This is a genomic window from Streptomyces sp. DH37, assembly GCF_029813835.1.
Lineage (GTDB): Bacteria > Actinomycetota > Actinomycetes > Streptomycetales > Streptomycetaceae > Streptomyces.
Genome location: NZ_JARVKV010000001.1, coordinates 187,289 through 214,124, shown reverse-complemented (window position 1 = coordinate 214,124; position 26,836 = coordinate 187,289). Strand labels below are relative to the sequence as shown.

Genomic DNA, 26,836 nt, shown 5'->3' with positions numbered 1-26,836 from the left:
TCCGCAGGAGGCGTCACGTGTACGACGGCATGTCCCGTCCTTCTTCTTCCCACCCGTCCGGTGCGCGCCGGACGGCCGCGCGCGGCCCGTTGGCGCTGGCACTGGCACTGGTCGCCGCCCTGGTGGCCGGCTGCGGCGCCGGCGGCGGCACGGGCGACCGGGCGGCGTCCGGTTCCCCGGAGGGTTTCCCCGTCACGGTCGACAACTGCGGCGTGCGCACCACGTACGAGGAGCCGCCCTCACGGGTCGTGACCATCCACCAGCACCCGGCGGAGCTGATGCTCGCGCTCGGGCTGAGGGACGTCATGGTCGGCACCGCCTTCCCCGACTCGGCGGTGCTGCCCGAGTACAGGGAGGACTTCGAGAGCGTCCCGGAGCTGGCGGAGAAGGAGCCCTCCTTCGAGACGGTCCTGGAGGCCGAGCCGGACTTCGTCTACGGCGGCTACGGCAGCGCCTTCGCGGAGAACGAGGGCCGCTCCCGGCAGGCGTTCGCCGACGCGGGCATCGACACCCACCTCAACCGCGAGTACTGCGGCGACGGCGGAGCCACCATGGACGACGCCTACGAGGAGATCCGCACCATCGGCAGGATCTTCGGCGTGCGGGAGCGCGCCGAGGAGCTGGTGGCCGACCTCCGGAAGCGGACCTCCCGGGTCGCCGAGGCCGTGGAGGGCGCGCCCGCCGTGCCGGTGTTCGTCTACGACAGCGGCGACAAGTCCGCCTTCACCGCGGGCGGCAGGGGCCTGGGCACCGAGATCATCCGGCTGGCGGGCGGACGCAACGTGTTCGACGACCTCGACGAGGTCTTCGGGGACGTCTCCTGGGAGCAGGTCGTCGAGCGCAGGCCCGAGGTCGTCGTGATCTACCACTACCGCGGTGCGGGCAGCGTCGAGGCGAAGAAGGAGTTCCTGCTCTCCCAGCCCGCCCTCGCCGACGTTCCCGCCATCAGGAACAAGCGGTTCGCCGTCCTGCCGCTGACCGCGACCCTGGTCGGCGTACGTCCCCCGCACGCGGTCGGGGACCTGGCCCGCGCCCTGCATCCCGAGCGCTTCCGGTGACGGCCCGCCCGGCGGCGCCGGAGGCCCCCGGGGCCGAGGCCGGCGTCCCCGCGCGGAGGAAGCGTCCCGGCCCCCCGCCCTACCCGGTGGTCCTGGCGCTCCTCGGCGCGCTCCTGCTGGTCTCGCTGACGGCCGGGGTGGCGATCGGCTCGGTACGCGTCCCTCCCGGCCAGGTCTGGGGCATCGTCGCGCACCACCTGGGGGCCGGCTGGGTGGAGGCGGACTGGACCCGGGCGCGCGAGACCATCGTGCTGGACGTGCGCGCCCCCCGCGTCCTGCTGGGCGCCGTGACCGGTGCCGGGCTGGCGGTGGTCGGCACGGCCATGCAGGCGCTGGTCCGCAATCCGCTCGCCGATCCGTACCTGCTGGGCGTGTCCTCGGGCGCCTCCCTGGGCGCGGTGCTGGTCATCGTCTCCGGCGTCGCCCTCTTCGGCCCCCTGTCGCTGCCGGTGTCCGCGTTCGCCGGCGCCCTCCTCACCCTGCTGCTGGTGTACGTGACCGCGCGGGCGGGAGGACGGATCACGTCGGTGCGGCTGGTGCTCTCCGGGGTCGCCGTCGCGGCGGTGCTGACCGCCGCGACCCACCTGGTGCTGCTGACCGCCGAGCGGGGCAACCAGGCGCGGGAGGTCCTCGCCTGGACGCTCGGCGGCCTCGGCGGGGTGCGCTGGGGCACCCTCTGGCTGCCCGCGGCCGTCCTGGTGGCGGCCGTCGCGCTGCTGCTGGTGCAGGCCCGCCCGCTGAACCTGCTGCTGGCCGGTGAGGAGGCGGCCACCACCATGGGGCTGGACGTGGCACGCTTCCGCGCCCGGATGTTCGTCCTGCTGTCCCTGGTCACCGGTGTCCTGGTGGCCGCGGCCGGGCCCATCGGCTTCGTCGGCCTGATGCTTCCGCACACCGTGCGGCTGTTCGCCGGCGGTGACCACCGCCGCGTCCTGCCGGCCGCCGCCCTGGCCGGAGCGGTGTTCCTGGTCTGGGCCGACATCGCGGCCCGTACCGTCGCCGCTCCGCAGGAGATTCCCGTCGGGGTGCTGACGGCCCTGTGCGGCGGGCCGTTCTTCCTGTGGCTGATGCGCCGGGACGCCCGGCGGAGCACCAGCCGGAGGGCCCCGTGAAGGCGGCCGGACTCGGGGTCGAGGACCTCACGGTCGCGGCCGGGGCCCGCCTGCTGGTGCGGGAGGTGTCCCTGACCGCCTCCTCCGGCGAGGTGGTCGGTCTGGTCGGCCCCAACGGGAGCGGCAAGTCCAGCCTGCTGCGCGCCGTCTACCGGGTGCTGCGCCCCGACGCCGGGCGGGTGCTCGTGGACGGGGCGGACGCCTGGTCCCTGCCCGCGCGCCGGCTGGCCCGCACCATGGCGGCGGTGGTGCAGGAACCGGGCGCCGGCCTCGATCTGACGGTGCGCGAGGTGGTGGCCATGGGGCGCACCCCGCACAAGCGGCTCCTCGACGGCGACACCGCCGACGACGCCCGGCTGGTGGCCTCGTCCCTCGCCCTGGTCGGGGCGGCGGAGCTGGCGGACCGGCCCTTCGACAGGCTCTCCGGCGGCGAGCGGCAGCGTGTGCTCATCGCGCGGGCCCTGGCGCAGCAGCCCGCCCTGATCGTCCTCGACGAGCCCACCAACCACCTCGACGTCCGCCACCAGCTGGAGGTGCTGGGCATCCTGCGCCGCCTCCCGGCCACCGTTCTGGTCGCCCTCCACGACCTGAACCTGGCCGCCTACTACTGCGACCGCCTCTACGTCCTCAAGGACGGCCGGGTCGCGGCGTCGGGGCCGCCCCGGGAGGTGCTCACGGTGCGGCTGCTGGCCGAGGTGTACGGCGTGGCGGGGGAGGTCGTCCTCCACCCCCGTACCGGGGCGCCCCACGTCACGTTCCTGCCGGAGGAGACCGCACCGGGCACGCAGGGGTCGCCGGAGAGCGGTCCGCTTCCCCGCTGACCGCACCCGACGGCCCGGAGGACGCGTCCCCGCCCCTCGGCGGGTCCGGGAGCGCGGCGGGGAGATGCGCCGGGCCTGCTCCGTGCGGTCGCCACGGACCGGGCGTAATGTCCCTTTACGTGAGCTATGGGCATGATGGGCGATCGAGCGACGAGGAGGCCGTGGACGGGGCGCTGGCCGCCACCGTGCGCCAGACCGGTGCCTCGGCCGGGGCCGTCTACCTGCTCGCGCGGGACGAGCCGATGCTGGGTCTGGTGGTGATGTGCGGCGTGCCGGCCGCGACGGCCTCGCCGTGGCGGCGGCTGCCCCTGGTGGTCGCCGGCCCGGTCTCCGCCGCGGTGCGCGAGAACCGCCTGGTGTGGGTGGCGGGCCAGGAGGACATGGCCCGCGACTACCCGCGTGCCGCGGCCGCCCTGCCCTACCGGTTCGCCCTCGCGTCCGCCCCCCTCGAGGGCACCCGCCGGCGCTGGGGCGCCCTGCTGCTGGTGTGGTCCGCCGGCCGCCCCCCGCACCTCACCCGCCGCGAACGGGGCCACATCGCCTCCAGCGCCCGGCGCATCGCCCACCTGCTGGACCACGCCGCCCGCCCCCCGACCATCCCGGACCAGCCGCGGCTGGTCCCCGTGAACGATCCCGGCGCGCCCGCGGCGCAGTCCGCGCTCGCGGCCGCCGACCTCGTCGAGCGGCTGCCCGTCGGCACCGTCGCCCTGAACCTGGAAGGGCGTGTCACCTACCTCAACACCGCCGCCGCCGAGCTGCTGGGAAGCAGCACCGACCGGCTGCTGGGCACCGTCCCCTGGCAGTCGCTGCCCTGGCTGGACGACCCCGTCTACGAGGACCACTACCGCGCCGCGGTGCTCAGCCGGGAGCCCGTCGCCTACACCGTCCTGCTCCCGCCCGACCGGTGGCTGGACTTCCGGCTCTATCCCGACGACAGCGGCATCAGCGCGCTGATCACCCCCGGCCACACCCCCGGCCGCGCCGCCGCGGGCCCGCCCGGCCCGGCCGCCGCGCCGTTCTCCGCCGTCGCCTCCCCGGTCAGCGTGCCCGCCGCCGCGGGACGGATCCACCAGCTGATGCACCTGGCGGCCGCGCTGAGCGAGACCGTCAGCGTGCGGGACGTCATCGGCCTGGTCGCCGACCAGGTCCTGCCCGCCTTCGGCGCCCAGGGCATGGTGATGTCCGCCGTCGACGCCGACCGGCTGAGGATCACCGGGCACCGCGGCTACGCCCCCGAGGCCATCGAGCTCCTGGACGGCCTGCCGCTGGACACCGACCTCACCCCCGTCGGCCACGCGCTGGCCAGCGGCGTCCCCGCCTTCTTCGCCAACCCCCGGGAGATCGCCCGCGCCTACCCGCGGTCGCCGGCGGTCAGCGGCAAGCAGGCCTGGGCGTTCCTGCCCCTGATCGTCTCCGGGCGGGGCGTGGGCTGCTGCGTCATCTCCTACGACCGCCCCCACACCTTCACCGCCGGGGAACGCGCCGTCCTCACCTCCCTGGCCGGCCTGATCGCCCAGGCGCTGGACCGCGCCCGCCTGTACGACACCAAGCACGAACTCGCCCACGGCCTCCAGCAGGCCCTCCTGCCCCACAACCTGCCGGCCCCGAAGGGGCTCCAGGTCGCCGCCCGCTACCTGCCCGCCACCTACGGCATGGAGATCGGCGGCGACTTCTACGACCTCATCCGCCTGGACGAGGCGAACACGGCGGCCGTCATCGGCGACGTCCAGGGCCACAACACCACCGCGGCCGCGCTCATGGGCCAGGTCCGCACCGCCGTCCACGCCCACGCCACCACCGGCGCGTCCCCCGGCGCCGTCCTCGCCCGCACCAACCGCCTCCTGGCCGATCTCGACCCCGGTCTGTTCACCAGCTGCCTGTACGCCCACCTCGACACGGCCCGCCACCGCGCCCGCCTGGCCACGGCCGGACACCCGCCTCCCCTGCTGCGCCACCCCGACGGCCGCGCCGAGGTCCTGCGCCTGCCGCCGGGCCTGCTGCTGGGCATCGACCCCGGCGTCCACTACCCCACCATCGAGATCCCCCTGCCGCCCGGTACCACGCTCGCCCTGTACACCGACGGCCTCGTCGAAGCCCCCGGCACCGACATCGACGACGCCATCGCCCGCCTCGCCCACCTGCTCGCGCGGGCCGGGCAGCGGGACCTCGACTCCCTCGCCGACGACCTCGTCCGCAGCACCACGCCTCCCGCACCGCGCGCCGACGACATCGCCCTGCTCCTCATCCGGGCGTCGCCCGGGCGGTGACGGGCCGGCCGGACGGGTGTCCGCGGCCGGCGGTCCGCCGCCGGGCGGCAGGCCGCCGGGGTGCCGGCCGGTGAACCGCGTGCGCCGCGCGGGGTGGCGGCGGGGTGGTGGCGGGGTGGTGGCGGGGTGTGGTGGCGGGGTGATCGCAGGGACGCCCCCCGGCTACCCGCTCCCCCGGCCCGTCACCGCCCGGGCGCGCTCCCCCGCCGGGCGCGCCAGGGCGTCGACGGCCGCGGAGAACAGCCACGGCAGCCGCTGCGCCGCGGGCACCAGCGCCACACGGACCAGGGGCGCCCTCGTCGCGCCGAGGAGCGCGTGGGTCAGCCAGCGGTAGCGGCGGGTGATCCGCCGCCACTGCCGCTCGTAGGCCGCCGGGTCGCCGCCGGCGACCGCCCGCACCGCCGCCGGCGCCTGCGCGAGCGCCAGCGCGATGCCCTCACCGGTCAGCGCGTCGACGTATCCGGCGGCGTCGCCGACGAGCAGCACCCGGCCGGCGGTGCGCGCGCTCGCGCCCTGGCGGAGCGGGCCCGCCCCGCGTACCGGTCCGGCGGACCGGGCGGCGGCCAGCCGCTCCCGCAGCTCGGGGAAGGCGGCGAGGTGGTCGTCGTACGGTCCGCGGCCGGTGGTGAGCACGGCGACGCCCACCAGGTCGTCGGCCACCGGGGTCACGTAGGCCTCCGCGTCGCGGGCCCAGTGCACCTCGACGTGGTCGCTCCAGGGGGCGAGCGCGTAGTGGCGCCGCAGCCCGTGCCGCGGGCGGACCCGGTGCGGCCGGTCCAGGCCCAGGGCCCGGCGGATCGGCGAGTGCAGGCCGTCGGCCGCGACGAGGTGGCCGGCACGGGTGCCGTCGACCACCACACCGTCCTCGTCCTGCTCGACACGGCGCACGGTGCGCTGCTCCACCCGCACGCCCGCGGCCAGCACCGCCTCGCGCAGCGCCGCGTGCAGCACCGTGCGGCGCACCCCGCGGCCCGGGCCCGCCCGGAAGCCGGCCTCGGCCCGGCGCGGTCCGGCGACGTACCGGACGCCCCGCAGGTCGTGCCCCGGCGGGTGCACGCCGAGTGCCGCCAGGGCGGCGACGGCGCCCGGCATCAGGCCCTCGCCGCACGCCTTGTCGACGGTGCCGGCGCGCCGCTCCCAGACGGCGACGTCGAGCCCCGCCCGGGCCGCGTGCAGGGCCGTGGCGAGCCCCGCCGGCCCCCCGCCGGCGACGAGCAGGTCCATGCGCGCCCCCTCAGGCCAGCCGCGCCAGGGCGGCGTCCTCGGCGCGGATGCGGGTGGCGAGCAGGAAGCCGTTCAGCGTGGTGAAGACGGCCGCCGTGATCCAGGCCGAGTGCACCAGCGGGAGCGCGAGCCCCTCGACGACGACGGCGACGTAGTTCGGGTGGGGGATCCAGCGGTAGGGGCCGCCGGTCACGCGGGGCGCGCCGGGCACGACGATCACCCGGGTGTTCCACTGCCGGCCCAGGGTGGCGATGCACCACCAGCGCAGCGCCTGCGAGGCCGCGACGAGGACGAGCATGGACCAGGCCAGGGCCGGTGCGGTGTCCGGCCGCCGCACCCACACCTCCACGAGCGCTCCGGCGAGCAGGCCCGTGTGCAGCACCACCATGAACGGGTAGTGGCCCCGCCCGGACTCCACGCCGCCCCGCGCGATGCTCCAGGCGGCGTTGCGGTTGGACACGACGAGTTCGGCGACCCGCTCCAGGCCGACGGCCAGGACCAGGACGGTGAACAGGACCTCGCCGCTCACCTCTCGCCTCCCGGGGCGCGCAGGAGGACGAGCTCGGAGCAGAAGCCCGGGCCCATGGCGAGCATGAGCCCGTGGGAGCCGGGCCGGGGCGGGTGGTCGGCGAGCGTGTCCGCCATGACGTGCAGCACCGAGGAGGAGGACAGGTTGCCGATCCGGCGCAGCGAGTCCCAGGTCACCCCCAGGGCGTCCCGCTCGACCCCGAGCGCTTCCTGCAGGGCCTCCAGGACCTTGGGGCCGCCGGGGTGCGCGACGTACCAGCCGATGTCGTCGCCGGTCAGCCCGTGGTCGGCGAGGAAGCCGCGGACGTCGTCGCCGACGTACCGGCGCACCAGGTCGGGGACCGAGGAGTCGAGCACGATCCTGAGCCCGCCGGAGCCGACGTCCCAGCCCATCGCCCGCTCCGTGTCGGGGTAGAGACGGCTGCGCGAGGCGAGCACCTCGGGACGGGCGGGGTTCTCGGACCGCGCCAGCGGGTGCTCGGGGCCGACGGCGACCACCGCCGCGGCGCCGTCCCCGAACAGGCCGCCGGCCACGAGGTTGGCCGCCGAGGTGTCGTCGCGCTGGAGCGTGAGCGAGCACAGTTCGACCGACATCAGCACCGCGACCGCGTCCGGGCTGCCGCGCAGCAGGTCGTGCAGGCGGGCGACGCCGGCCGCGCCGGCGACGCAGCCGAGGCCGACGAGGGGCAGGCGCACCACGTCGGGGCGCAGCCCGATCTCCGCCGCGACACGGGCCTCGAGCGAGGGGACGGCCAGGCCGGTCACCGTGCACGACACGATGTAGTCGACGTCGGCCGGCGTGAGGCCGACGTCCTTGAGCGCCTCGACGACCGCGCGGCCGCCGAGTTCGACGCCGGCCCGGATGAAGACGTCATTCGACCGGCCGAAGTCCCCGAGCCGGGCGTACTCCTCCAGCGGGAGCACGGTGTGCCGGGTCTCGACGCACGCGTTGCGGTGGAGCCGCTCGACGACGCCGCGGTCGACCGTGCCCTCGACCAGCGTGGTGGCGAAGGACTCGGTGATCTCCTCCTGCCGGTGGCGGTGCTCGGGCAGGATGCCGCGGACGCTGAGGACGCGCATGGTCATGCTGGCTCCCGGGATCGGCCGGTCGGACGGGTGGGTACGGCGAGCGCCCGGCCGAGGCCGAACGCGACGGTGGGGGTGAGCCGGCCCCGGGCGAGGCCGAGCTCGACGAGGCCGTCGAAGACGCGCTGGTCGGCGGCCGAGGCGCGCAGCCCGGCCTCGACGACGCGCGCGCTGCGGGCGAGCCGGGCGGCCAGGGCGGTGTGGCGCAGGTGGGGCAGCAGGATCCGGCGGGTGGCGCGGGCGTGCCGCTCGCCCGCCCGCTCGGGTCGTCCGTCGTGCCGGGCCTCGGCCGCGGCCCGGCCGGCCGCGATGCCGGTGGCCACCGCGTAGTAGATGCCCTCGCCGGTCAGCGGGTTCACCAGGCCGGCGGCGTCGCCCGCGAGCAGTACGCGGCCGGCCGGAGGACGCCAGCGCGCCGTCGAGAGCGGCAGGTGGTGCCCGACCCAGTCCCGCCCGCCCTCGGCCGCGCCGGGCAGGAGCGCCTCCAGTCGCTCGAGCAGCTGGGCGCGGGTCGGCGCCGGCCGGTCCTCGCGGAGGACCTCGCCGTACCCGACGTTCGCGTGGCCGTCACCGCGGTCGAAGGACCAGGCGTACGACGGCTGGTGGCGGATGCCGAACTCGATGACCTGTGCGCCGCGCCGCCCGGGCGCGACCGGGGCGTAGCCGCGCAGCGCCAGGGCCGCCGGGCCGCGGGGGCGGCCGAGCGCGCGCCGGACGGCCGAGTGGGCGCCGTCGGCGCCGACGACGACCGCGGCGGAGATCTCCTCGTCCAGGACCACCGCGTCGGTGTGCTGCCTCAGGTCGCGGACCCGGTGCCGCAGGAGCCGGGCGCCGGCGGTGACCGCGGCGTCGACCAGCCGGGCGTCGAGGACCCGGCGCGGCACCACCCACGCCGGGCGGGCCATCCGCCGCTCGGCGGCCAGGCCGCCCCGGCCGAGGCGGAGGCGTTCGACCGGGACCCGGTCGTCGACGAGACCGGTGACGCCGACCTCGGCGAGGAGGTCGAGGACGTGCGGGGCCACCCCGTCGCCGCAGGCCTTGTCCCGCGGGAAGTCCGCCCGGTCCAGGAGGGCGACGCGCAGGCTCGCGTCGGCGCGCAGCGCGCCCAGGGCGGCGGCGGCGCCGGCCGGTCCGGCGCCGACCACCACGAGGTCCCAGCGGGCGGGCGCGGGCGCCATCAGCCGGCCGCCACGAGCAGCATGACGTCGAGCAGGGCGATGGCCACCGCGGCCCGGAAGGGGGTGCGCCCGCGGGCGGCCAGCGTGAGCGCCGCGAGGACGGCCACCAGCGCGAGGACCACCCACGCCCACGCCGGAGGGGTCCCGGCGGGACCGAGCACGGCGAGCAGCGAGGCGGCGGGCAGCAGCACGGCGGCCAGGACGCGCGAGGGGCGTTCGCCGATCCGGTGCGGCAGGCCGCGGACGCCGGTGCGCTCGTCGTCGGCCAGGTCGGGCAGCGTGTTGAGCAGATGCGCCCCGACGCCGAGCGCGGCCCCGGCGCCGGTCGTCCACAGGGGCGCCCAGGCCGGGGAGGGGCCGGCGAGGGTGACGGCCGAGGGCAGCGCCCCGAAGGCCCCGGCGTACGGCACCCAGGACCACGCGGTCGCCTTGAGCCCGAGGTTGTAGACGTGGCCCGCCCCGGTGACCAGGACGACGTTGACCAGCGCGCTGCGCCAGCCGGCGAGCGCGGACAGCACGAGGCAGGCGAGCGCGGCCGCCACCAGGGCGCGCACCACCCGGCCGACCGGGAGGGCTCCGGTGGCCAGCGGCTTGTCGGTGCGGCCGACGGCGCGGTCGCGGGGGAGGTCGCGCAGGTCGTTGCCCCAGCCGATGGTGAGCTGGCCGGTGAGCACCGCCCCGGTGACGACGGCGGCGTCGAGCGGGCGCAGGTCGCCGCGGAGCGCGAGCAGGCCCGCGATGGCGGCGACCGCCAGGGCGGGCCCGCCGTGGGCGGCGGCGAGCAGCGCGAGCGCGGGCGGCGGTCCGGGGCGCGCCGGGGCGGAGCCGGCGGTCACGGGCGGCGCCGCACCGCGACCGGCCCGCGGCGGATCGCGTCGCCGAGCGCGCCGAGCACGGTGCGCGGGCGCAGCACGGGCGTCCCGCCGGACGCGGCCTCCCTCATGCCCTCGACCACCTCGGCGAGCACGTCCGGGCCGTCCTTGGTCGGGGCCCAGTCGAGTTCGGCGCGCGCACGGGTCGTGTCCAGCGTCGGGAGCGCGAAGCCCATGTCGAGCCACCCGGTGTCGACCTGCTGCAGGCGCGCGTGCCAGGCGGCCGACATGGCGGCGCGCACCACCGGGGAGGGCACGTGCACCAGCCTGGCACCGAGCGCGTCCGCGATGACCGCCGCGGTCACGGGCGTGTCGGCGGCGAGGTTGAACGGCCCTGCCGCGCGCCGGTGGAGCACCGCGGCGATCGCCTCGGCGACGTCGTCGGTGTGGACCATCGGGATGGTCAGCCGCCGGTCCATCGGCAGGACCGGCAGCAGGCCGAGCGCCCTGGCGGGCACGGGGGCGGGCACCCCGTACCGGAGCAGGGAGCTGCCGGCGGCGCGCCGCCCGACGATCCCCGGCCGGAGGCGGGTGACGAGCGTGCCGGCGCCGGAGGCCTCGTGCCGGTCGAGGAGGCGCTCGGCCGCCGACTTGTGCCGGCTGTAGCGCGAGGTGGGCACGCCCCCGGTGGGCCAGGACTCGTCGACCGGGCGGTCGTCCTTCTTCGGTGAGTAGGCGCCGACCGAGGACATGTGGACCAGATGGGGGACGCCGGTCTCGGTGACGGCCCGGAGCACCCGGCGGGTGCCGCCGATGCCGAGTTCGGCGAGGTAGACGAGGTCGTGGGACGGCTGGAAGCCCCACGCCAGGTGGACGACCGCGTCCGCGCCGTCGAACGCCTCGACGAGCGTCTCGTGGCAGGACTCGGTGCTGAGGTCGGCCGGGTACCAGTGGACGCCGCGGCCGTCGGGGCCCTCGGGCACCCGCCGGACCACGCCGGCGAGGTCGTGCCCGCCCTCGGCACGCAGACGTCGTACGACGGCGGAGCCGATGTTCCCGGTCGCCCCGGTGACCACGATGCGCATGCAGGACCGGTGCCCCGTCGCCCGCCCGCTCACACGAGGCATCCCGGCATCCGGCGGACACCCGCGGCGCCCGGCGGACGGCGGCGGCACCGGTCGGCCCATCCGGTTCACCCGGACGGGCCGGCCTGCCGTCCCGCGGCACGGGACGCTGCCGCGGAACGCCGAGGCGCCGGCGGCTCAGGGGCAGCCGCGCCGGGCGCTGTCGACGCCGAGGCCGTCCGGCACCGCGCACGGCGCCGTGTCCGGCACCGGACGGCGCGGGGACCGGCGGCGGGGTGGCGCCGCCCGGCCTCGCGCGGCCGGGCGGTCCGCGCTCGCGTGCGCGAGGGTGTCGCCCCACCCCCGCCCACCGGTGGCGGAGGTCTGTCCCACCGGCCCCCGCGTGGGCCGCCGACCCCTATACGGAATCCTCAACTCCCCTGTGACCTGCGGCTTTGTCAGTGCCCCTCGGTAGAATGAAGGGAGTTCGAGACGGTCGGACGACGACCTCAGGAGGATGCCGATGGCCGCTGCCGCGCTCGCCGCCGAGCACCGTTCGAAGGCCCTGACGACACCCGCGACCACCCCGCTGCCCACCTTGACCACCCTGCCGAAGAAGCCGCTCCCGGCCGGCCGGCCCCGTGAGTGGTACGTCTCCCACAACCGCCGCCTGAAGGCCATGCGCCTGGCCATCGCCCTGCTCGACGCCGGCGTCCACCGCCCGGAGCAGGCCTCCGGCCGGAGGATACGCGCCACGGCCGAGCGGATCGGCGTCCGCCCGCCCTCCGACGCGACCTGCCGCCTGGTCCGTTCCCTGATCGGTCACGACAGCCGCTGACCCCGCCAGGCGCCCCGCACGAAGACGCCGCCGGATGCCGTCCCGTACGGAACGGCATCCGGCGGCGTCGCGCTCACCGGGGCCCGTCCCTGCCTCCGCCCCCTGCCGGAGACACCTCACACCCCCAACGGGTCCCGCGTCCCGGTGGCGGCCCGAGCGCAGGCGGGGAAAAGATTTTGCAGAGTGTGCATTTTTGCATACCATGCAACGCATGCCGGAGAAGGGAACCGCGACGAGCGGACTGCGGGAGCGCAAGAAGCAGGCCACCCGCGCGGCCCTCAGGGAGGCGGCGGTACGGCTCGCGGCGGAGCACGGGGCGGAGAACGTCACCGTGGAGGCCATCAGCGAGGCCGCCGGTGTCTCCCCGCGGACGTTCTTCAACTACTTCGACTCCCGCGACGACGCCTTCGTCATGGCCGACGCGGAGTCGGGCGCGCGGGTCCGGCGCGGTGTGCTCGAGGCACCGGCCGGGGTCTCCCCGCTGGAGGCGCTGCGCGACGCCCTGGCGGCGGAGCTGGCGGAGATCGAGCAGAGGCACGAGGTGTGGAGCCTCCACGCCAGAGTGCTGAGCGCGTCACCGCACCTGCTCGCGCGCAGCCTCGCCGCCCACCTGGCCGACGAACTCGGCCTGGCCGAGGCGCTCGCCGAGCGCACGGGTTCCGGCTCGCGTCCGTGTTCCCCGTCCGCCGCGGACCGGGCGCCGTGCGCCTCCGGGGACGAGCGGCGGAGGGCCGAACCGGGACTGTACCCGCGGCTGCTGGCCGCCGTCGGCGGCGCCGCCGTGAGGGTCGCCGTCGAGTACTGGTGCCCCCGGCAGGACAGGCTCGCCTTCACCGACGTCTTCCGGCAGGTCTTCGAGCACCTCGCCGCCGGACTGCCCGCGCCGCCCGAGGAGCCCGAGGAGCCCGAACGGCGCTGACCCGGCTTCCGATCCACCCGCCCGGCCGGGCGGTACTCCCGCGTGCCCCGTCCGCACCGCCGTGCGTTCGGCACCGGCGCGTGCGTGGGCCGCCCACCGAGCCCCCAGAACCCCGAGAGGGACGTAGTGACCGCATCACAGGCGTCTGAACAGGCGCCGCCCACCTCCATGACCGACCGGCAGATACTCCAGGCGATGTCCGGACTGATGGCCGGCATGTTCGTCGCCATCCTGGCGGGCACCGTGGTGGCCAACGCGCTGCCCCGGATCATCACCGACCTGGGAGCCAGCCAGTCCTCCTACACCTGGGTCGTCACCTCCGAACTGCTGGCCATGACGGCGACCGTGCCGCTGTGGGGCAAGCTGTCCGACCTCTACGACAAGAAGCTGCTGCTCCAGCTCTCCCTCGGCCTGTTCGTGGTCGGCTCACTGCTCGCCGGGTTCTCCCAGGGCGTCGAGCTGCTGATCTTCAGCCGGGTGGTCCAGGGCATCGGCGCGGGCGGTCTGACCGCCCTGGCCCAGATCGTCATGGCCGCCGTCATCCCGCCCCGCAGACTGGGCAGGTACGCAGGCGTCTTCGGCGCCGTCTTCGCCGTGGGCACCGTGGCCGGACCGCTGATCGGGGGCGTCCTGGTGGACACCTCGTGGCTCGGCTGGCGCTGGTGCTTCTTCATCGGCGTGCCGTTCGCGCTGCTGGCGATCGTGCTGCTGCAGCGCACCCTGCGGCTGCCCACCGTCCGCCGCGAGGCGAGGATCGACTTCCTGGGCGCCTTCCTGATCGTCGCGGGCGTCTGCGCGCTGCTCATCTGGACCTCGCTGGCCGGGAACCGTTTCGACTGGGCCTCCTGGCAGACCGCCGCCCTGACCGGCGGCGGCGTGGCACTGCTGGCCGCCGCGGTCTTCGTCGAGTCGCGGGCCGCCGAGCCGGTCGTTCCGCTGGAGATCTTCCGCAACCGCACCGTGACGCTGACCACCGTCGCCAGCCTGCTGGTCGGTGTCGCCATGTTCGGCGGCACGGTCTTCCTCTCGCAGTACTTCCAGATCTCCCTGGGCAAGTCCCCGACGGTCGCCGGCCTGATGAGCCTGCCGATGATCCTGGGCCTGCTGGTCTCGTCCACGGTCGCCGGACAGGTCATCAGCGCGACCGGCAGGTGGAAGAGGTACCTGGTCGCGGGCGCGGTCGTCATGACCGCCGGGCTGGGGCTGCTCTCCACCATCGACTCCGGCACGGGCTTCGGCCTGCTCAGCCTCTACATGGCGGTCCTCGGCGTCGGCGTCGGGATGCTGATGCAGAACCTGGTGCTGGCCGCGCAGAACGACGTCCCCGCCGCCGAACTGGGCGCCGCCACCTCCGTGCTGTCCTTCTTCCGCAGCATGGGCGGCACGATCGGCACCAGCGTGCTCGGTGCGATCCTGGCCAACCGCGTCGCGACCGAGATGGCCCGGGGCCTGGAGGAGGCGGGCATCCCCGCCGGGACGGGCCGGGCCCCCGGCGGCGGGGAGGGCGGCGTCCCGGACGTGGCCACCCTGCCGGGGCCGGTACGGGCGATCGTGGAGCACGCGTACGGGGTCGCCACCGCGGACCTCTTCCTCGTCGCGACGCCCTTCGCCCTGCTCGCCCTGATCGCCGTGGTGTTCCTCAAGGAGAAGCCGCTGAAGACCACCAGCGGCATGGAGCGGCTCGCCGAGGAGACCGGCGGCCCCGCCGGCCGGGCCGCGGGCGGCCCGGAACACCGGCCCGCGGACGGTGCTCCGGAGAGCGGCAGGGAGCCGGCGGCCCCGGTCGGCTGATCCCGCCGGAGCCTCCACGGCCGGCGGGGAGCTGCCACGCCTCGGAGCACGGATGCCGTGCGGTGGGGGCTCCGGGGGCGGCACCGCCGACCGGGCCGGTGCCGTCCCGGAGGTGCCGGTCCGCCGGCGCGCCCCCGAACGACGGGCGCGGCTTCGCCCCGCTCCGTGGCGCGCCGCAGCGGCACCGGCGGTCTCGGCCTCGGCCTCGACGGGGTACGCGTCCGCGCCGGACGCGTCGCGGGCACGGCCGCCGTCGAGTGCTGATCGTCGACGGCCATCCCGTCGTACGGGACGGTCCGCGCGGCATGTTCGCCTCCGGTCCCGGCTTCGCCGTCCCCGGGAGGCCGGAGGCGGGCTCGAAGGGGTCGGACTCGCCCTGCGTCTCGATCCGGACGTCGTCCCCACGGACCCGCGCATGCCCGCCGACGGCGGGGGCGAGGCGGGCGCCACCGGCTACCCGCCCGAGGACGCGTCCCGTGACGGACCGTTCACGGCGGTCCGCGCGGCCACCGAAGGGCGCGCCGTCCCGTCCCCCGCCGTCGCGTCCCGTCGGGGGTGCGGACCGGCGGACGGGGCACCCTCCGCGGCACTCCGCCGGGAACCGCCGACCGTTCCTGCGCCGCCCCGGCCACCGGGCGGTGACGCACGGTGCCGTCCCCGGGCGCGAGGGGACCGGGACGGCCCCGGTCCCGTGTCCCGCGCCCCGGCGGGTCCGGTCGGACCCGCCGGTACCGCGCCGGCGCCCGTGCACGGTCCGGCCCGGCCGGCTCCGCCGGGCGCACCCCGTCGGAAGATCCGCCGGAACACGATCGGCCGTGTCGGTGGCGGTTGCCGATCGTGCGGTGTAGCGTCGTCATCAGCAGTCGTGGTTCCGAAGTTTCGTTCGCCCGTGGTCACGATCACGGGCGTTCTTGCTGTTCAGCTCTCCTCCGGACCAGGGCGATCACCTCCCGGGCCCGTAAGGCGGGTCCGGTTCCCGCGAAGGAGAAGGAAGAGATCATGGCCAAGGGCACTGTGAAGTGGTTCAACAGCGAAAAGGGCTTCGGCTTCATCGAGCAGGAGGGCGGCGGACCTGACGTCTTCGCCCACTACTCCAACATCGCCGCCCAGGGGTACCGCGAGCTGCACGAGGGCCAGAAGGTCGAGTTCGACGTCACCCAGGGCCAGAAGGGCCCGCAGGCGGAGAACATCCGCCCTGCGTGACCCCGGCACCTCCGCAGGCCCGGCATCCGTCTCGGATGCCGGGCCTCGCCCGTTCCCGGCCACACGTCCGCGTCCGCGTCCGGCGGCAGGGGCGGTCCGATCGCCGTCCGGCACGGGTTCGCGCCGCCGCTCCGGAGCCCGCTCCACTCCGGACGGGTGGTCGCGCCGTCCGGGCCGCCGAGCGGGTTCCGCACCGGGTGCGCGCGGACGGGGCACCGCCCTGCCTGCCGGGGTCGCCGAGGGCCGGTGCGGGGCGGCCGGTACCCGCTGAGGTCACGGCCCCCGGTGGCCCCTCAGCCGGTGGACGGGCTGTGCGCCGCGCCGATCCGGCGGATCTCCTCCAGTGGGTACGGGGTCTCCCTGCTCTCGTGGCGGAACCGGCGGAAGAAGTCCGCCATCACCGCGGTGAGCGGCGCGTGGCGGGCGATGACGGCCGCGGCGGCCTCGGGGATCCCCGTGGGGCGCTCGCCTCGGGCGTACGCGCGCACCTGCGCCTCGCGGTCGTCCCGCCCGTGTCCGTACAGGGCGGTGACCAGCCAGTTCACCAGGTAGGCGACCGAGTAGCAGCGGTCATAGGTCTGATGCCGGTCGACGAAGTCGGCCTCCTCCCCCGACAGCTCGAACCGGGAGGAGATCGCGAGTCCGTAGTCCGCGAAGTAGAGGCGCCGGCCGTCGGTCAGGATGTTCTCGAAGTGGGCGTCGAAGTGCAGGAGCCCGCGGCCGTTCATGAACGAGATTCCGGCTTCCAGTTCCCTCTCCACCATGGCGCAGGCCCGGTCGGCGGCCTCGCCGCCCGCTCCGATCCGAGTGCTCAGCCACTGGTGGAGGTTCTGCGGGATGTACTCCAGGAACAGCGCGACGCTCGCCGAGGACTGCCGCAGGGCCTCGATCCGGCGGCGCACCTGCGCTCCGCCGCCCCAGTAGGCGACGGCCCGTTCGACGTCGGCCAGTTCCTCGGGCAGGGGCGTCGAGTCGGGCAGCACCCTCCAGTGGTACGTCAGGGGGAAGCCCTCGTGTTCCGCCGCGAGCACCCAGTTCGTCGTCATGATGTGCGCGGCGAGTTCCCTCCAGGCCCCGAAGCCCGGCCCGCCGATGGCGCCGATGCCGTACTGGCAGAAGACGGGCAGCTCGAACAGGTTCGCCGTGGACCGGACGTGCTCGGGTCGCCTCTCCACGTCGGTGAGGGGCACCCGCTTCACGAAGACCGGGGTTCCGCCGACCTCCAGCAGGGCCGACTTGCCGCCGATACCGGAACCGAGCGGCACGGCGGCGTCCACGAGTTCGCGCAGGGCGTGGTCGCTGCGCAGGGCCAGGGCCGTGGAGACGGCGGCGTGTGCGGCAAGACGCGCGCCGCGCGACATGTCCGGGGACTCCACTGCTGCCTCCACCTGGTGACCGGCCTCGACGCCGCGACGGCTGCGCGCCCTCGCCGGGCGCGGCCGTGCCCGGCGAGGGCTGCGCGGTCCGGACTCCGGGACGGGCGGGGGCGTCCGGGTTACCGGTGCGACGACGGACCCGGCCCCTTCGTGACGCACTGTACGCGGTGCCCGGCGGCGGAATCGGCGGAACGCGGCGCCTTGGCGGACCGCCCCTGGCGGACCGCCTCCGCCGGCGGCTCCGGGGCCGTCCGTCCGGTCGCGGTCCGGGCACTTCCGGGTTCCGGGCGGCCGTACCGCTTCGGCTTCCGGCGCGGGAGCAGCGACCCGTCCCGAGGACGGGGGCGCCGGCTTCCCGGGCCCGTGCCGGCATACGCGCCCGAGCGGCGCCGGAGGTCCGCTCACCGGCGGGCCGGCCGCGGGGGCCGGGGCGCCCCGCCGGTGAGGAGGGACCGGATCAGGCGACGGCGCAGGCGCTGCCGCTGAGCGTGAACGCGGTCGGCGCGGTGTTCGTACCGCCCCGGCCGGCGAGGAAGCCGAGGGTGACGGAGCCGCCCGCCGGGATGGTGCTCGTGTAGGACGCGGGGGTCACGCTCACCGATCCCCCGTCCTGCGCGGGCGTACCGCCCCACATGGTGCTGATGACCTGGCCGTCGGGGAGGGTGAACGCGAGTGTCCAGTCCCTGATGGCGGCGGTGCCGGTGTTGCGGATCACGATCTCGCCCTGGAAGCCGCTCCTCCAGTCCCCCACGACCCGGTAGCCGACGGAGCAGGTGCCCGTCGTGCCGCCGGTGGTGGTGACGGTGACGGTGCCCGAGCGGGCGGAACGGTTGCCGGCCGCGTCCTCGGCGTAGACCGCGAAGGTGTGGACGGTGCCGGGGGTCAGGCCCGTGAGGGTGACCCGGTTGGTCTCCGAGCCGGCGACCCGGGTCTCGGCGCCGCCGTCGACCCGGACGATGCCATAACCGGTGACGCCCACGTTGTCGGTGGAGGCCGTCCAGCTCAGGGTCGCGGAACCGGCGGTCACCTCGGAGGCGGTGGGGGTGCCGGGGGCGGTGGGGGCCTCGGTGTCGCCGGGGCCGCCACCGCCGAAGACGGTGGCCTCGCGGGAGGTCTGCGCGATGCCGTCGGCCCCGTGGAAGACGCGCTGGCCCCAGGCGCTGAGCCGGCCGGGGTCGAAGTCGATCGCCAGGTCGAGGATCGGGTCGGTGTTGCCGCTCCAGGACCAGGCCAGGTAACCGAGGTCGAGCCGCTCGGCGGTGGCCATCATGGCGTCCTCGTTGGGGTCGCCCCACTGGTCGGCGGGGCCGCCGAACTCGCCGATGAGGATGGGCAGTCCGGCGTCGACGAAGGCGTTGAGGTAGTCGGAGACCTTCTCGGCGGTGTCGTAGACGCTGTACATGTGGATCGAGAAGATCAGGTTGCCGGTGGGGTCGGCGTCGTAGACCGTCCGCGCGTCGGCGCGCATGACCCCTTGCCAGTCCTGGCCCCAGTTGGGCGCGTCCACCATGATCGTGTGCTCGAATCCGGCGCCGCGCAGCTTCTGGACGGCCTCGATGGTGGGCCGGGTCCAGCCGGCGGGGTCGGTGTTGCCCCAGGGCTCGTTGCCGATGTTGATGATGACGTAGTCCTCTTCACCGACGAGTACGTCCCGCAGGCCGATCCAGTAGTCGGCCGCCTGGTCCAGCGAGGCGGCGGCCGGCTCCTCCCCGTAACCGGTGGTGTCGTGCACCTCCAGTACGCAGATCAGCCGATTGGCCTTGCACTGGTCGATGACGCGGGCCACGTCCTCCGGGCTGTTCTCGGCCCAGCGGTGGCCGTTGGCGAGGACGACGCGAACGGTGTTGGCGCCCAGTTCCTTGATGTCGGCGAGCGACTGCGTCTCGTTCGGGTACCAGGTGTGGGCGTGGTTGACGCCGCGCATGACGAAGTCGTTGCCGTTGGCCTCGAGCAGGCGGCCGTCGCGGATGTGGAGGCCCGCGGCCGTCGCGCCGGCCGGCTCGGCGTGCGCGGCCGGGCTCAGGCCGCCCACGCCGAGGAGGGCGGCCAGCCCGGCTAACAGGACGGCCAGTGCTCTCGTTCTTCTCACTGCGACTCCGGAAGTGGACGGAAACCGACGTGGGTTTCTGATGGATTTTGGGAGCGCTCCCATGCTTCTCGTGTCGTTCGGGCCCCGTCAAGACGTCGCACATGGGCACTCTCTCCGGGATGGCCGGAGGGCGGCGGCTGGAGGTCGGCGGCCGGAGGGTGCCTCCGACGGCCTCGCACCTGTGCGACCGCGGCGGGTGCGAGATCGCGGGCACGCGGGCACGCAGCTTCCGGGCCGTTCCGTACCGCCGCCGCACCGCCCCCGTGCCCCCGCGGCGGCTCGGCCTGCGGGGACACGGGGGCGGGAGGCGTCCCGGTCGCGGGACGCCTCGGCACGCCCGTACCGCGACCGGGCCGGAGGCAGGTCCTCCGCCGCGGCCGGCGGCCGGCGGATGAGGGGCGGGACGGCAACCGGGCGCCGATCGGGACCACCGCCGCCCCGCCCGCCGGGTCACCGGGCCGGACGGGGCGGGGCGAGGCGAGGCGGGGCTGAGTGAAGCGGGGCGGGGCGCCGGGATCAGACCGCCGGGGCCGGGTACGTCGGGTACTCCACTCCGGAGACGTACTGAACGACACGGGTGACCTGGCAGGAGTAGCCGAACTCGTTGTCGTACCACAGGTAGAGGATCGCGTTGTCACCCTCGACCTTGGTGGCCCCGGCGTCGACGATCGAGGCGTGGCGCGAGCCGATGAAGTCGCTGGAGACCGCGTCGGGAGCGCTGATGAAGTCGATCTGACGCTTGAGCGGCGAGGTCAGCGACACATTGCGGAGGTAGTCGAGCACCTCCTCGCGGGTGGTCTCGCGCGCGAGTTGCAGGTTGAGGATCGCGATCGACACGTCCGGCACCGGGACGCGGATGGAGCTGCCGGTGATCCTCGCCTTGAGGTCGGGCAGCGCCTTGGCCACGGCGGAGGCGGCGCCCGTCTCGGTGATCACCATGTTGAGCGGCGCCGAACGGCCGCGGCGGTCGGACTTGTGGTAGTTGTCCAGCAGGTTCTGGTCGTTGGTGAACGAGTGGACGGTCTCCACGTGGCCGCGCAGGACGCCGTACTCGTCGTCCATCGCCTTCAGGGGCGGGACGATCGCGTTGGTGGTGCAGGACGCGCAGGACAGGATCCGCTCGTCCGGCTTGATCGTCTCGTGGTTGACGCCGTGGACGATGTTGGGGACGTCGCCCTTGCCCGGGGCGGTCAGGACGACCTTGTCGATGCCGGGGCGCAGGTGCTTCGACAGGCCCTCGCGGTCGCGCCACCTGCCGGTGTTGTCGATGAGGATGGCGTTCTTGATGCCGTACGCGGTGTAGTCCACCGACGACGGGTCGTCGGAGTAGATCACCTTGATCTCGTTGCCGTTGGCGATGATCCTGCCGTTCGCCTCGTCGACGGTGATCGTGCCCTGGAACTGGCCGTGGATGGAGTCGCGGCGCAGCAGCGAGGCGCGCTTGACGATGTCCTTGGCGTCCTGGGCCGCCGCTCTGCGGACGACGATGGCGCGCAGCCGCAGACCGTTGCCGGAACCGGCCTTCTCGATCAGCAGACGGGCGAGGAGACGGCCGATGCGGCCGAACCCGTAGAGGACGACGTCGCGCGGCTCGCGGCGCTCGATCCTGTCGGCGCCCGTGGCACCGGCGACGGCCTCGGCGGTGAACTCCTCCACCGACAGGCCGCGGTCGTCGGCCCTGTACGTCGCGGCGAGCATGCCGATGTCGATCTGGGAGGGGCCGAGGTCGAGCGTGGTGAGGGCCTGCAGGAACGGCAGCGTGTCGGTGACCGAGAGTTCCTCACCGGCGATCTGCCGGGCGAATCGATGGGTCTTGAGGATGCTGACCACCGACTTGTTCACCAGGGAGCGGCTGTGGAGCAGGACCGTGACGTCCCGCTCCCGGTGCAGCTTCCCGATCATCGGGATCATCGACTCCGCGATCTCCTCGCGGTACTTCCAGTTGGTGAACGAGTCCACGGTGGCAGTCACAAGTTCATCTTTCGAGCTAGGCGGTGCTCATATGTTAACCACCCCTCGTTCCGATCACTCAGGCAGGTCTCCCGAGCGGGCGCCGCCGGACCGCGCCGGCGCCCGGGAGCCCTGACACCGGCGCGGACGCCCTGCCATCCTGGACGCCATGACCACGGGGAACGGCGAAGACGACACGGATCGCGGCCTCTTACGGCGCAGGCGCTGGACGGGTGCGGCCCTCACCGTCGTGGCCACCGCGCTCGCGCTGGTCCACCTGGCGTGGCCGGACCTGAGGATCGACAGCACGACGGTCGCCCTGCTCGTGATCGCCGCGGTGCCGTGGCTGGGCGACCTGTTCCACAGCATCGAACTGCCGGGCGGCGCGAGGCTGGAGTACCGGCGGCTCGAGGAGCGCATCGGGGCGGCGGAGGAACGCGCGACACGCCTGGACCAGCAGGTGGACGGAGCCGCGGCGACCGCCCGCGTGGCTCTCGCCGTGGCCAACAGCCCCGATCCGGACGAGGACGAGCGGGACGACGGCTCCCGGGCCGTCGAGGCGCTCGACCGCCTCGTCGCCGAGTACGCGGAGCTGCGCGCGTCGATGCCGAGCGGCCCGCTGCGCACCGCGCGGCAGGAGCGGGTCTTCGGCGAGATGCTGAAGGTGGTGCCGCGCGTGCCCGGCTTCGACGTCGACGCCCTGCTCGCCTCCGGCGAGCCCGGCGAGCGCCTGGCCGCCCTCGCCCGCCTGTACGCCGACCCGGACCCGGCGAAGCTGGAACGGCTGGTGGACGCCGCGGTCCGTGAGGAACTGCCCTTCCTCACCTACTGGTGCGCCAACACCGTCGAGCGCCTGCTGAGCGGGACGGACGCGGACGCGGTCCCCGCCGGCCTCGTCCGCCGCCTCCGCTCCCGCCTGCGCGAACTCCCCGCCGAGAGCGACCGCGCCCGCTCCCTGCGCCGCGTCCTGCGGCGGCTCGGCCCGCCGGAGGACCCGGGCGTCATCGGCGGCATCCCCCGCCGGTGAGCGGCGCCCCGGGGGTCGGGCCGTGTTCGGGGTCCACTTCCGGTTGGCGGTCCCGGTACGGCTCCATGTCCGCACGCGGGTGCCGTCGGCGGAGGAGCGGTCGGTCACGTCCGGGCACTCGCCGGCCAGGCCCGTGAGGGTGCCGGTGGCGCCGCTGCCGCCGTTGCGCGGACCCGCGTCCTGGTTGAGGGCGAGGCCCCACGTGACGGTGCCGCTGCTCCGGTCGCGGCCGTGTCGGACGGCGTCGGCCGTGTCCTCGTTGCGCCGGTTGGCGATCCACGTGCCGCCGGAGAGCTCGGTGCTGAACTGCCGTACGTTCGGGCACTGGTCGTGGACCCGGGTGTCGACCGCCTCCGGGGGCGGAGGGCGGCGGAGGGGACGGAGGGCGGCGGCGCGGGGACGACGAGGCCGTCCCCTCCGGGGGTGGGCCCGGAGGGGACGGCCGTGGTCGTGCGGGCCGGGGAGGCCCCGTGGTGGTGCCGTACCGCCGGTGCTACGGGACGAGCCGCAGCATCCGGTTCGGGGAGCCGGTGCCGATGCTGGTCAGCGTGTTGGCGGTGGCCCCGCTCACCAGCGCGTTCGAGACCGCGGACGGTGTGGCGCCGGGGTGGCCGGCCAGGTAGACGGCGGCGGCTCCGGCGACGTGCGGGGCGGCCATCGAGGTGCCGGAGATGGTGCTGGTGGCGGTGTCACTGGTCCGCCAGGCCGCCGTGATGGACGAACCCGGGGCGAAGATGTCCAGCACCGAACCGTAGTTGGAGTAGCTGGCCTTGGCGTCCGTGTTGGTCGTGGCGCCGACGGTGATCGCGCTGGGCACGCGCGCCGGGGAGGACGAGGAGGCGTTGGTGGAGGAGTTGCCCGCCGCGACCGCGTAGGTCACCCCCGAGGCGATGGAGTTGGCGACCGCGTTGTCCAGCGAGGTGCTGATGCCTCCGCCCAGCGACATGTTGGCGACGGCGGGCTTGGTGGCGTTCTGGGTGACCCAGTTGACACCGGCGATGACACCCGCGGTGGTGCCGGAGCCGCTGTTGTTCAGCACGCGCACCGCCACGATCTTCGCCTTCTTCGCCACGCCGTACGTGGTGCCCGCGGCGGTGGAGGCGACATGCGTGCCGTGGCCGTTGCCGTCCTGGGCGATGTTGTCGCCGTCCACGGCGTCGTAGCCGTTCACGGCCCGGCCGCCGAAGTCGCTGTGGCTGACGCGCACACCCGTGTCGATGACGTAGATCGTCACACCGCTGCCCGCGGAGTCGGGGTAGGTGTAGGTGCCGTTGAGCGGGGTGTCGGCCTGGTCGATGCGGTCCAGGCCCCAGGGCGCGTTGCTCTGGGTGGCGTTCAGGTGGACCTTCTGGTCCTGCTCCACGGAGGCGACCGCCGGGTCGGCGGCGAGCCGCTTCGCCTCGGCCTCGGACAGCTCGGCGGCGTAGCCGTTGAGCACGGTGCCGAAGGTCTGCTTCACCCGGCCGCCGTACTCGGCCACGAGGCTCTTGCCCGCCCGGGAGGTGGCCTTGACGCCGGAGTCCTTCTTGAGCGTGACGATGTAGCTGCCCTTCACGGCCGTGGGGGACCCTGCGTGCAGAATCCTTCCTTCGGCGGGAGCGGCCTGCGCCGGCAGGGCGATGAGGGTGCCGAGCAGCGCGGCGGCGGCCACCGGGACGGTGACGGCGATACGGCTCTTGAGGGAACGCGATCTTGCCATTACGAGGGATCCTCCTCATTGGCAGCGCGCCGGATGGGGCGCGCACTGTGGGGGGGTACGCGGGATCGCGTACGCAGCCGGGAGCCCGCGTTGCGACTCCCGGCTGAACAGCAGAGTGATCCAACTACGTGCGTTAGGCAAGAGAGTTGACCGCCTGTCATGGCACCGACACAAATTTTTAATGACGGCACGGCGCATTGCGGTCGTTCACCCCGAAGCGCACCGTTCGCCCCGTCTTCACCGGCTCGCACCGGAGACGGCCGCGGCACCGGGGACACCGGAGACCTCGGGGACCTCGCGCGCGGGGCCGTGCCCGCCCCGCGCGCGGTGCGGAGCGCGGATACGGCGCCGGGTGGGGTCAGGCGGGGTGCGTCTGCCCGTACTTCCCGGGCGGGCCCTTCGGAACGCCGGTGCCGCGGCGCCCGGTCATCGCGTTGCGCGGAGGGCGCGGACCGTCCGGGGTCCGTACATGATCTCAGGCATCGAAGCGGGAACCGGAGCACCGCGGTGGCGCATCCGCCCGTACCGGCCGGACGACTGGGAGGCCGTCTCCCGGATCCACGACGCGGCACGGCTGGACGAGCTGCGCGACTCGGTCGGCGTGGAGGCGTTCCTGACGCCTGCGGAGACCTACGAGGGCGAGGGGCTGTTCGACGGCCGGGTCCGGGTGGCCGAGGGCGGCGGTGCCGTCGTCGGCTTCGTCGCCCTCGCCGACGACGAGGTCACCTGGCTGTACGTCGACCCGGCCCGCTACGGCGAGGGGGCCGGAACCGCACTGCTGCGCCACGCCGCGGCACACGGCGGTCCGCGTGTGGAGACCACGGTGCTCGCGGGCGACGAGCGTGCTCTCGGCCTCTACCTCCGCGAGGGCTTCGTCATCGCCGAGACCAGGGAGGGCCGATCGGCGGGGAACGAGGCCTTCCCCGCCACCGGTCACGTCATGGAACTGCGCAGTCCTCACCGGGAGTCGACCGCCTGAGGTCCGGCGTCGCACGGACGAAGGCCGCGCCGGCCGGCGGCCTGCGCCGGGCACAGGGCGGGGAGGGCGGCGCGGGGCCGCGACCGGTCCCCCGATCCGGTCGCGGCCCCGCGGGTCCGGGGGTGGTCACGCGCCGCAGCAGCCGCCCGCCGGGGCCCGGTCGGCCGCCTCGGCCGGCGTCGCGGCCGGGGCGGAGGCGCCGAGCCGGACGAGCTGCGGGGCCGGGGCGCAGCAGCCTCCGCCGGTCCGGTCGCCGCCCTCGGCCGCCTCGGGGGCGTCGAAGAGTCCGGCGCCGCCGCAGACCCCGGTCTCGGGCAGGGTCAGCTCCACGCGGTCGGCTGATTCCAGGTCGCCGGCGAGGGCGGCGGCGACGGAGCGGACCTGCTCGTAGCCGGTCATCGCCAGGAAGGTCGGGGCGCGGCCGTAGGACTTCATGCCCACCAGGTAGATCCCGGTCTCGGGGTGGGACAGCTCGCGGTGGCCGTGGGGGTAGACGGTGCCGCAGGAGTGGACGTTGGGGTCGATCAGCGGCGCGAGCTCCACCGGCGCCTGGAGGCGCTCGTCCAGGTTCAGGCGGACCTCGGACAGGAAGGACAGGTCGGGGCGGAAGCCGGTGAGCACGATGACCTCGTCCACCGGCTCCAGCCGCCGTCCGTCCTCTCCGGCCGGCACCAGGCGTCCGTCGCCGTCGCGCTCGACGGCCTGGGTGCGGAACCCGGTGACCGCCTCCGCGTACCCGTCCTCGACGGCGGCCTTGGCCGCCAGACCCAGCGCCCCGCGGGCGGGGAGCTGGTCGGCGCTGCCGCCGCCGAAGGTCGAGCCGGAGATGCCGCGGCGCAGGACCCACACCGCCTTCGTCCCGGCGCCGTCCTCGGCCCGGGCGAGGTCGGCCAGACAGGCCAGCGCGGTGAAGGCGGAGGCGCCGGAGCCGATGACGGCGGTGCGCTTCCCGGCGTAGCGGGCGCGGACGGCCGGGTCCTTGACGTCGGGGACGCGGTAGGCGACGCGGTCGGCCGCCGCCCTCTCCCCCAGCGCGGGCAGGCCGTCGCCGCCGGCCGGACTCGGGGTGGCCCAGGTGCCGGAGGCGTCGATCACCGCGCGGGCCAGGACGCGCTCCTCGCGGCCGTCGGCGGTGGTGAGGTGGACGGTGAAGGGCTGGGCGGCGCGGTCGGCGTCGACCACGCGGTCGCGCCCCGTCCGGGAGACGCCGGTGACGGTGGCGCCGTAGCGCACCCGCTCCCCCAGGACGTCGGCCAGCGGCTGGAGGTAGGAGGCGGCCCAGTCGCCTCCGGAGGGGTAGGCGGCCGGGTCGGGCCTGCTCCAGCCGGTGGGGGCGAGCAGCTTCTCGGCGACCGGGTCGACGACCTCGCCCCAGGTGGAGAACAGCCGCACGTGCGACCACTGCCGCACCGCGGTGGCGGCCGAGGGCCCGGCCTCCAGGACCAGCGGTTCGAGGCCGCGTCCGATCAGGTGGGCGGCGGCGGCCAGGCCGACGGGGCCGGCTCCGATCACGGCGACGGGCAGTTCGGCGGTGGCAGGCGCGTGCACGGTCGGCTCCTTCTGATTCGACATGTGTCGATGGCTTGCGCGGCCAGCATGTCACCTGATTCGACAGCCGTCAACATAGGCGGATATCGAATCAAGGGGCGGGTCGTGGAGCGTGCCGCCGTCGCCGGAACCGAGCCGGAACCGAGCCGGCGCCGACGGGGCCGGACCGCGTGCCGGAGGCGCCACCTGGGCCGACGGCCGGGTTTCGGCATTCGGGGCGGTGGCGGATACGGTGGAGGGAACGCGCCCTGTGGGCGCGGGGTGTGC

At 75.2% G+C, this 26,836-nt stretch carries 21 protein-coding genes; 10 read left to right on the top strand and 11 right to left on the bottom strand.

Annotated features, from left to right (window positions below; genetic code table 11):
- The first annotated feature begins 17 nt into the window (after window positions 1-17).
- The 4 genes from QC029_RS00875 (at window position 18) to QC029_RS00860 (ending at window position 5,258) form a co-directional block, all read left to right on the top strand.
- Entirely contained in the window at window positions 18-1,058 is a 1,041-nt protein-coding gene (locus tag QC029_RS00875; RefSeq protein ID WP_279553305.1) for an ABC transporter substrate-binding protein, read from the top strand.
- A gap of 86 nt (window positions 1,059-1,144) precedes the next feature.
- Window positions 1,145-2,170 (top strand): FecCD family ABC transporter permease, encoded by a 1,026-nt coding sequence (locus QC029_RS00870; RefSeq protein ID WP_369281310.1) that lies wholly within the window; start codon window positions 1,145-1,147, stop codon window positions 2,168-2,170.
- Window positions 2,167-2,991: an ABC transporter ATP-binding protein gene (locus QC029_RS00865; protein WP_279553303.1), complete on the top strand. Its 825-nt coding sequence runs from the start codon at window positions 2,167-2,169 to the stop codon at window positions 2,989-2,991. Before QC029_RS00870 ends, QC029_RS00865 begins: the two co-directional genes overlap by 4 nt.
- Before the next feature lie 107 nt (window positions 2,992-3,098).
- Window positions 3,099-5,258 carry a SpoIIE family protein phosphatase gene (locus tag QC029_RS00860; protein ID WP_279553302.1) on the top strand — a complete coding sequence of 720 codons (2,160 nt, stop codon included), beginning with the start codon at window positions 3,099-3,101 and terminating at the stop codon, window positions 5,256-5,258.
- Between the two features lie 162 nt (window positions 5,259-5,420).
- On the opposite strand, the gene QC029_RS00855 is transcribed toward QC029_RS00860, so the two are convergent.
- From QC029_RS00855 to QC029_RS00830, 6 genes are read right to left on the bottom strand one after another with little or no spacing between them, the layout of a single operon-like run.
- On the bottom strand, window positions 5,421-6,482 hold the full coding sequence (locus QC029_RS00855) for an NAD(P)/FAD-dependent oxidoreductase (RefSeq protein WP_279553301.1): 1,062 nt from the start codon (window positions 6,480-6,482) through the stop codon (window positions 5,421-5,423).
- 10 nt (window positions 6,483-6,492) lie between these two features.
- Window positions 6,493-7,011 carry an isoprenylcysteine carboxylmethyltransferase family protein gene (locus tag QC029_RS00850; protein WP_279553300.1) on the bottom strand — a complete coding sequence of 173 codons (519 nt, stop codon included), beginning with the start codon at window positions 7,009-7,011 and terminating at the stop codon, window positions 6,493-6,495.
- Window positions 7,008-8,096, bottom strand: a complete 1,089-nt coding sequence (locus tag QC029_RS00845) for a type III polyketide synthase (protein WP_279553299.1) — start codon at window positions 8,094-8,096, stop codon at window positions 7,008-7,010. The genes QC029_RS00850 and QC029_RS00845 overlap by 4 nt, the downstream gene beginning before the upstream one ends.
- Window positions 8,093-9,274, bottom strand: a complete 1,182-nt coding sequence (locus QC029_RS00840; protein WP_279553298.1) for an NAD(P)/FAD-dependent oxidoreductase — start codon at window positions 9,272-9,274, stop codon at window positions 8,093-8,095. Before QC029_RS00840 ends, QC029_RS00845 begins: the two co-directional genes overlap by 4 nt.
- Entirely contained in the window at window positions 9,274-10,110 is an 837-nt protein-coding gene (locus QC029_RS00835; RefSeq protein WP_279553297.1) for a UbiA family prenyltransferase, read from the bottom strand. The genes QC029_RS00840 and QC029_RS00835 overlap by 1 nt, the downstream gene beginning before the upstream one ends.
- A complete protein-coding gene (locus QC029_RS00830) occupies window positions 10,107-11,171 on the bottom strand; it encodes an NAD-dependent epimerase/dehydratase family protein (protein ID WP_279553296.1) in 1,065 nt (354 codons plus the stop codon). Before QC029_RS00830 ends, QC029_RS00835 begins: the two co-directional genes overlap by 4 nt.
- Window positions 11,172-11,673: 502 nt before the next feature.
- Here QC029_RS00830 and QC029_RS00825 point away from each other — a divergent pair.
- From QC029_RS00825 to QC029_RS00810, 4 genes are all read left to right on the top strand, one after another.
- Window positions 11,674-11,988: a hypothetical protein gene (locus QC029_RS00825; protein ID WP_279553295.1), complete on the top strand. Its 315-nt coding sequence runs from the start codon at window positions 11,674-11,676 to the stop codon at window positions 11,986-11,988.
- A 202-nt stretch (window positions 11,989-12,190) separates the two neighbouring features.
- The gene (locus QC029_RS00820; protein ID WP_279553294.1) at window positions 12,191-12,907 is read left to right on the top strand and encodes a TetR family transcriptional regulator; all 717 of its coding nucleotides are present in this window, start codon (window positions 12,191-12,193) and stop codon (window positions 12,905-12,907) included.
- A gap of 168 nt (window positions 12,908-13,075) precedes the next feature.
- Window positions 13,076-14,698 carry an MDR family MFS transporter gene (locus tag QC029_RS00815; protein WP_279553293.1) on the top strand — a complete coding sequence of 541 codons (1,623 nt, stop codon included), beginning with the start codon at window positions 13,076-13,078 and terminating at the stop codon, window positions 14,696-14,698.
- A 999-nt stretch (window positions 14,699-15,697) separates the two neighbouring features.
- Entirely contained in the window at window positions 15,698-15,901 is a 204-nt protein-coding gene (locus tag QC029_RS00810) for a cold-shock protein (protein ID WP_093658049.1), read from the top strand.
- 293 nt (window positions 15,902-16,194) lie between these two features.
- Here QC029_RS00810 and QC029_RS00805 read toward each other — a convergent pair whose 3' ends face one another.
- From QC029_RS00805 to QC029_RS00795, 3 genes are all read right to left on the bottom strand, one after another.
- On the bottom strand, window positions 16,195-17,262 hold the full coding sequence (locus QC029_RS00805) for a protein kinase family protein (RefSeq protein WP_279553352.1): 1,068 nt from the start codon (window positions 17,260-17,262) through the stop codon (window positions 16,195-16,197).
- A 472-nt stretch (window positions 17,263-17,734) separates the two neighbouring features.
- Window positions 17,735-19,366 (bottom strand): cellulase family glycosylhydrolase, encoded by a 1,632-nt coding sequence (locus tag QC029_RS00800; protein WP_279553292.1) that lies wholly within the window; start codon window positions 19,364-19,366, stop codon window positions 17,735-17,737.
- 516 nt (window positions 19,367-19,882) lie between these two features.
- On the bottom strand, window positions 19,883-21,337 hold the full coding sequence (locus QC029_RS00795; RefSeq protein WP_279553291.1) for a glyceraldehyde-3-phosphate dehydrogenase: 1,455 nt from the start codon (window positions 21,335-21,337) through the stop codon (window positions 19,883-19,885).
- A gap of 148 nt (window positions 21,338-21,485) precedes the next feature.
- Here QC029_RS00795 and QC029_RS00790 point away from each other — a divergent pair, with 148 nt between their 5' ends.
- Window positions 21,486-22,343 carry a hypothetical protein gene (locus QC029_RS00790; RefSeq protein ID WP_279553290.1) on the top strand — a complete coding sequence of 286 codons (858 nt, stop codon included), beginning with the start codon at window positions 21,486-21,488 and terminating at the stop codon, window positions 22,341-22,343.
- A 493-nt stretch (window positions 22,344-22,836) separates the two neighbouring features.
- Here the strand turns inward: QC029_RS00790 and QC029_RS00785 are convergent, their stop codons facing one another.
- On the bottom strand, window positions 22,837-24,042 hold the full coding sequence (locus tag QC029_RS00785) for a S8 family peptidase (RefSeq protein ID WP_279553289.1): 1,206 nt from the start codon (window positions 24,040-24,042) through the stop codon (window positions 22,837-22,839).
- 469 nt (window positions 24,043-24,511) lie between these two features.
- On the opposite strand from QC029_RS00785, the gene QC029_RS00780 reads away from it, so the two are divergent.
- Window positions 24,512-25,021 (top strand): GNAT family N-acetyltransferase, encoded by a 510-nt coding sequence (locus QC029_RS00780; protein WP_279553288.1) that lies wholly within the window; start codon window positions 24,512-24,514, stop codon window positions 25,019-25,021.
- Between the two features lie 126 nt (window positions 25,022-25,147).
- Here QC029_RS00780 and QC029_RS00775 read toward each other — a convergent pair whose 3' ends face one another.
- Window positions 25,148-26,569, bottom strand: coding sequence for an NAD(P)-binding domain-containing protein (locus tag QC029_RS00775; protein ID WP_279553287.1), 1,422 nt, complete (start codon window positions 26,567-26,569; stop codon window positions 25,148-25,150).
- Between the last annotated feature and the right edge of the window lie 267 nt (window positions 26,570-26,836).